Consider the following 4,468-nt stretch of genomic DNA (forward strand, 5'->3'; position numbering starts at 1 on the left):
GCAAGATGCTGGCCGCCGTCGAGCGCGATCATCTGCCCGGTGACGGAGCGCGCCTCCCAGAGATAGCGGATGGTGGCGCCGAATTCCGGCAATTGCGGGCCGCGCTTCAGAATCAGTCCTTCGACCTGCCTGCCGAAATCTTCGTCGTCCTGGCGCTTGTTCTTCAGTGTCGGGCCGGGGCCGATGGCATTGACGCGAGTGCGCGGCCCCAGCGCCTGCGCCAGCATCTGGGTCTGCGTCCACAGGGCCGATTTCGACAGCGCGTAAGAGAAATAACGCGGCGTCGGCCGCCAGACACGCTGGTCGATGACGTTGACGATCAGTCCCTCCGCGCCTTCCGGCAAGGCGCGAGCAAAGTTCTGCGCCAGCAGCGCCGGCGTCTTCAGATGAATGGCGAAGTGGCGGTCCCAGGCCTGCCAGTCGAAATCCTCGATACGGTCGTCGACGAACAAGGAGGCGTTGTTGACGAGCAGCGTGACCGGGCCAAGGGCAGCCTCGGAGCGGCCGACGAGATCGCCGACGGCTTTCATATCGGTGAGGTCGGCAACGAGCACGGCGGCACGGCCGCCCTGGTTCCTGATGCGGCTGGCCAGCGCCTCGGCTTCGGCTCCGGAACGATTGGCATGGATGGCCACGGCAAAGCCATGCGCGGCAAGGTCTTCGACGATCGCCTTGCCGATCCTTTTCGCTCCACCCGTCACCAGCACCACGCCAAAGGCTTCTTTCATGTCCTCAATCCTCTATCGGCTTCACGATTCCGGGAAGCCGGCACAATATGACGGGCCAAGCGTTAAATGCCATTTCTACCTGGGGCAGGAATGTGGCGAAGCGGCCCGTACGCACGCTGCCGACCCGGATTGCGGAGTTTCATAATGCAATATATGTCCCCGAACCCCTTGAACCAAGCGGTGTGCAGCGCAACATGACTAGCGTGCTGACATTCGCTGTTGCGAAGATGCAACGTCACCTTTTGGCCTCATTCGCGCCAGGGAATTACCCAAGTTCAGGTTCGCTTCAGCCGTATTTCAGCACGACATTTGGAACCGTTGAACGCCAGGCCCGTTTATCCCCCCGGACGGGCCGGGGGCATTCATGAACATAAAAAGCCTCGTGTCTTGTGGCTTAAGGAGTAAACAACAATGCAAGCTAATCTCAAGTTTGCGCGGCCGCTGGCGGTTGCGCTCGGGCTCTTCGCCCTCGGTGGTACCGCTTATGCCGCAGACGCCGTCACCGAAGAGCCGCCGGCACCGGCCCCGGTCGCCGAACTCCCCGTCGCTTCCTGGGCCGGCCCCTATGCCGGTATCAGCCTCGGCTACGGCTTCAGCGGCCATGCCGACGCCCGCGACATCGGCGTCAATGTGAAGACCAAGGGCTTCATCGGCGGCGTCTTCGGCGGCTACCAGTGGCAGCAGGACAACTTCGTCTACGGCGCTGAAGCCGATCTCGGCTACAATGGCGTCAAGGGCGACAGCGCGGGCATCGATGCGAAGGGCGGCCTCGAAGGCTCGCTGCGCGCTCGCCTCGGCTATGCCGTGACCCCGGAAATCCTGCTCTATGGCACCGGCGGTCTCGCCGCCAAGAACCAGAAGATCGACGACGGCGTCAGCAGCGACAGCAAGGCGATGCTGGGCTGGACGGCCGGTGTCGGCACCGACATCAAGATCACCGACAACGTGTTCGGTCGTGTCGAGTACCGCTATACCGACTACGGCGACAAGAATTTCGACAATGTCGGCAACGTCAAGTCGAAGGACAACCGCGTCCTCTTCGGCGTCGGTATGAAGTTCTAAGTCGTCCAAGCCACGACACGGAAAAAGCCGGGCCGCGCGCCCGGCTTTTTTTGTGGTTGGCGTTGCCCAGGCCGACACGTTTGGCCACGCCTTCAACGCAACCCGGTGGATGGCGCCTGCTGGAAAGCCTCATGGGCTGAAATCGGCTGCAGCTGGTCGAGCCAATTCGCGCGCGAGCGCGTGAAGACCTGGGCGTCCGGACGGTAGTCGGCCGGGTCGGTCATGGACGCGGCGTGAACGTGGATCTCGTCGGGCCATCTGTCGGAGCGGAAGTAGAGCCTGGTGCCGCAGGACGGGCAGAACCCGCGAAAGGTGTTCGGGCTGCATTCATAGCGCCTGATGACGCCGGCCCAGTTCAGCTGCTCCGGCCTCATGCCGAGGAAAGCAGTGAAGGGAGCGGACGTGGCGCGCTGGCAATCGGCGCAGTGACAGACAAGATTTCGCGTGAGCTCCCCGGAATAGATCCAGGTGACCGCGCCGCACATGCAACGTCCCGCCAGAGATGCCATCGCTTCCTCCGCCGACTGCGTGCCCGGGCCGACCCCGCCGACACGGCCGATGTGAAGGATAGGCGGCGCGATCTGTTCAGGCTGGCCGCTTTGCGACCTTGGCGGGTTTGACCTTCGGCGGCAGTGTCTCGACGAAAGCCAGCGCACGATCGATCCACTCGGCGAGATCTGCCTCGGTTGCAGTGCCTTCCGGCGCGACATGGACATAGCCTTCCATGGAACGCCCGCCCATTTCCATCGGCCGCGCATGGGGCCGTGCGGCTGCGGCCGCGTGCCCGTCCTTGCCGACACGCACCAGCAAGCCGCGCTTCGAGGTGCCGATCAGCATATTGCCGTTGATCATGAAGCAGGTGCCGCCGAACATTTTCTGTTCCGTGAAAGCGCGCCGGCCAAGGGCCGCGCGCAAGCGCTCGACCATCGGATCGGGGGCGACGGTTGTTTTGGTGACCGACTTCGCCATGCGAACCACTTTGTAATTGCACGGCCTATGCAATCACGAATCCGGGCGACAATTCAATATGGGGAGGCGCGGCGGCGAGGCTGCCGATCTCCCCCACAAGGGTGGAGATGAGCTGTTTACCCCGGCACGCAGCCCTTCAGTTCCGGAAACTTTTCGTCGAAGCGCGCGGCCCAACGTGTCAGCCGGCCGCGGCCCTTTTCCCACTGGCCGCCGAAACGCAGCGCGAGATAGCCGAGAGTGGCACGCAGCGCCAGCTGGCCGGCGGTGATCTTCTTGGGCAGTTTCGGCGGGTTGGCGTTGAGCAGGTCGAGCGCGGCGGTGATCTTCGCCCACTGACGGTCGAGCCAGGGCTGATAGACCATGGCGTCGGGGCGCGTGCGCCGCTCATAGACCATCGACAGCGCGCAGTCGCAGATGCCGTCGGCCAGCGCCTCCAGCACCTCGGCCTCGAGCCGCTTGTCGGGGTTGCGCGGGAACAGCACGTTCTTCGACAGCCGGTTGAGATGCTGGGTGATCGCCCGGCTGTCGTGGATCGTGCGGCCGTCCTCCAGCACCAGCACCGGGATCTTGCCCAGCGGATTGGCCGAGATCAGCTCCGCCGGCTTGTCCTCCGTCTTGACCGGCACGAGTTCGATGGCGATGCCGGCATAGGCGGCGGCCATGCGGACCTTCGAACTATAGGGAGAGGTGGAGGCGTAGAGCAGCTTCGGCATGGATCGGGTTCCTGATTGTCCGTGCGCACTGTTGACCGAATGCTATTGCCAGAGCAACGGCCAGCGCCGCCAAAACCTACCGCCAGTTGGCCCACCTTGTTCGAGCGGCGCGTGCCGCCGCTACTTCAGGGACCGCTCCATGATGATGGTTCGTTCGTCGTCGTGGAAGCAGTCCCGGAGCGCGCGGAAGCCAAGTCTGAAATAAAATCGCTCCGCGGTGACCGAGGACGGCACCGTCAGCACCGTCGCGCCGTTTGCCCGCGCTGCTTCCTCGATCTCCAGCATCAGCCGGCTGCCGACGCCGCGTCCCTGAAATTCAGGATCGACGAACACAGATCGAACCGTTGTTCCGTCCAGGCCCGCGGTACCGACAATTTTGTCGCCGCAAACGGCGACAAAGACTTGGCGCTTCTTGAAAAGTTGCCGCACGGCAGAGGGGCTGAAGCTCTGCTCAACGCGGGCGATGATTTGCGGCCCGTACTCCCTGGCGTTGTTTTTCCGCAGAGCGGCAACAATGACCCGGCTTACCGCTTCGGCATCGCCCTCGCCTGCCCGTCGAATTCCAAGCCACAAAGCCATGATCAGCCCTTTCCACCTGATCGACGTGCGGCAGCAGCCGACATCGCCCGGACCAGAACGGATCGTGACGATGCGAGCCGGTCGCGCAACAAAAAAAGCTCCCGGAAGTTTGCCGGGCGGCAAATTTCCAGGAGCTTTCAGGACAGGCCTTTGCCATCCACTTCGCCCGCTGTCACGCCGAACTGGCGAGAGGGGCGCCTCGACGGCACCCACCCTCGCCTGTTCAGGCTCGCGAGCGAAGTTACGCGATTACTTCTTGGCCGGCGCCTTCTTGGCAGGCGCTGCCTTCTTCACGGCTGCCGTCGACTTGGCGGCTGCTGCTTTCATCGGCGCCTTGGCGGCGGGCTTGGCCGCTGCCTTCGCTGCCGGCTTCTTGGCGGCGGGCTTCGCTGCCGCCTTCGCGGCGGGCTTGGCTGC

The 4,468-nt window shown here is 63.8% G+C and carries 6 protein-coding genes; 1 reads left to right on the forward strand and 5 read right to left on the reverse strand.

The genetic code is table 11. The features are described 5' to 3' along the window. A partial coding sequence (locus EOA32_RS33645) for an SDR family oxidoreductase (RefSeq protein ID WP_128374020.1) occupies positions 1 to 728 on the reverse strand: 728 nt, incomplete at its 3' end. Between the two features lie 411 nt (positions 729 to 1,139). Between EOA32_RS33645 and EOA32_RS33650 the strand changes: the two genes are divergently transcribed. Further along, positions 1,140 to 1,790 carry an outer membrane protein gene (locus EOA32_RS33650; RefSeq protein WP_066995784.1) on the forward strand — a complete coding sequence of 217 codons (651 nt, stop codon included), beginning with the start codon at positions 1,140 to 1,142 and terminating at the stop codon, positions 1,788 to 1,790. A gap of 92 nt (positions 1,791 to 1,882) precedes the next feature. On the opposite strand, the gene EOA32_RS33655 is transcribed toward EOA32_RS33650, so the two are convergent. From EOA32_RS33655 to EOA32_RS33670, 4 genes are all read right to left on the reverse strand, one after another. Beyond that, the gene (locus EOA32_RS33655; RefSeq protein WP_128374021.1) at positions 1,883 to 2,299 is read right to left on the reverse strand and encodes a GFA family protein; all 417 of its coding nucleotides are present in this window, start codon (positions 2,297 to 2,299) and stop codon (positions 1,883 to 1,885) included. A 76-nt stretch (positions 2,300 to 2,375) separates the two neighbouring features. Then, positions 2,376 to 2,759, reverse strand: a complete 384-nt coding sequence (locus EOA32_RS33660) for a TfoX/Sxy family protein (RefSeq protein ID WP_245499481.1) — start codon at positions 2,757 to 2,759, stop codon at positions 2,376 to 2,378. A gap of 116 nt (positions 2,760 to 2,875) precedes the next feature. Next, entirely contained in the window at positions 2,876 to 3,472 is a 597-nt protein-coding gene (locus EOA32_RS33665; protein WP_095829238.1) for a glutathione S-transferase, read from the reverse strand. A 120-nt stretch (positions 3,473 to 3,592) separates the two neighbouring features. Continuing rightward, positions 3,593 to 4,051, reverse strand: coding sequence for a GNAT family N-acetyltransferase (locus EOA32_RS33670; protein WP_348632243.1), 459 nt, complete (start codon positions 4,049 to 4,051; stop codon positions 3,593 to 3,595). Positions 4,052 to 4,468 lie beyond the last annotated feature (417 nt).

This window comes from Mesorhizobium sp. M1A.F.Ca.ET.072.01.1.1 (genome assembly GCF_004023325.1).
Taxonomy (GTDB): Bacteria; Pseudomonadota; Alphaproteobacteria; order Rhizobiales; family Rhizobiaceae; genus Mesorhizobium.

Coding starts and splice junctions, on each gene's coding strand:
- EOA32_RS33670 (WP_348632243.1), bottom strand. CDS start 4,051: ATGGCTTTGTGGCTTGGAATTCGACGGGCAGGCGAGGGCGATGCCGAA.
- EOA32_RS33655 (WP_128374021.1), bottom strand. CDS start 2,299: ATGGCATCTCTGGCGGGACGTTGCATGTGCGGCGCGGTCACCTGGATC.
- EOA32_RS33665 (WP_095829238.1), bottom strand. CDS start 3,472: ATGCCGAAGCTGCTCTACGCCTCCACCTCTCCCTATAGTTCGAAGGTC.
- EOA32_RS33650 (WP_066995784.1), top strand. CDS start 1,140: ATGCAAGCTAATCTCAAGTTTGCGCGGCCGCTGGCGGTTGCGCTCGGG.
- EOA32_RS33660 (WP_245499481.1), bottom strand. CDS start 2,759: ATGGCGAAGTCGGTCACCAAAACAACCGTCGCCCCCGATCCGATGGTC.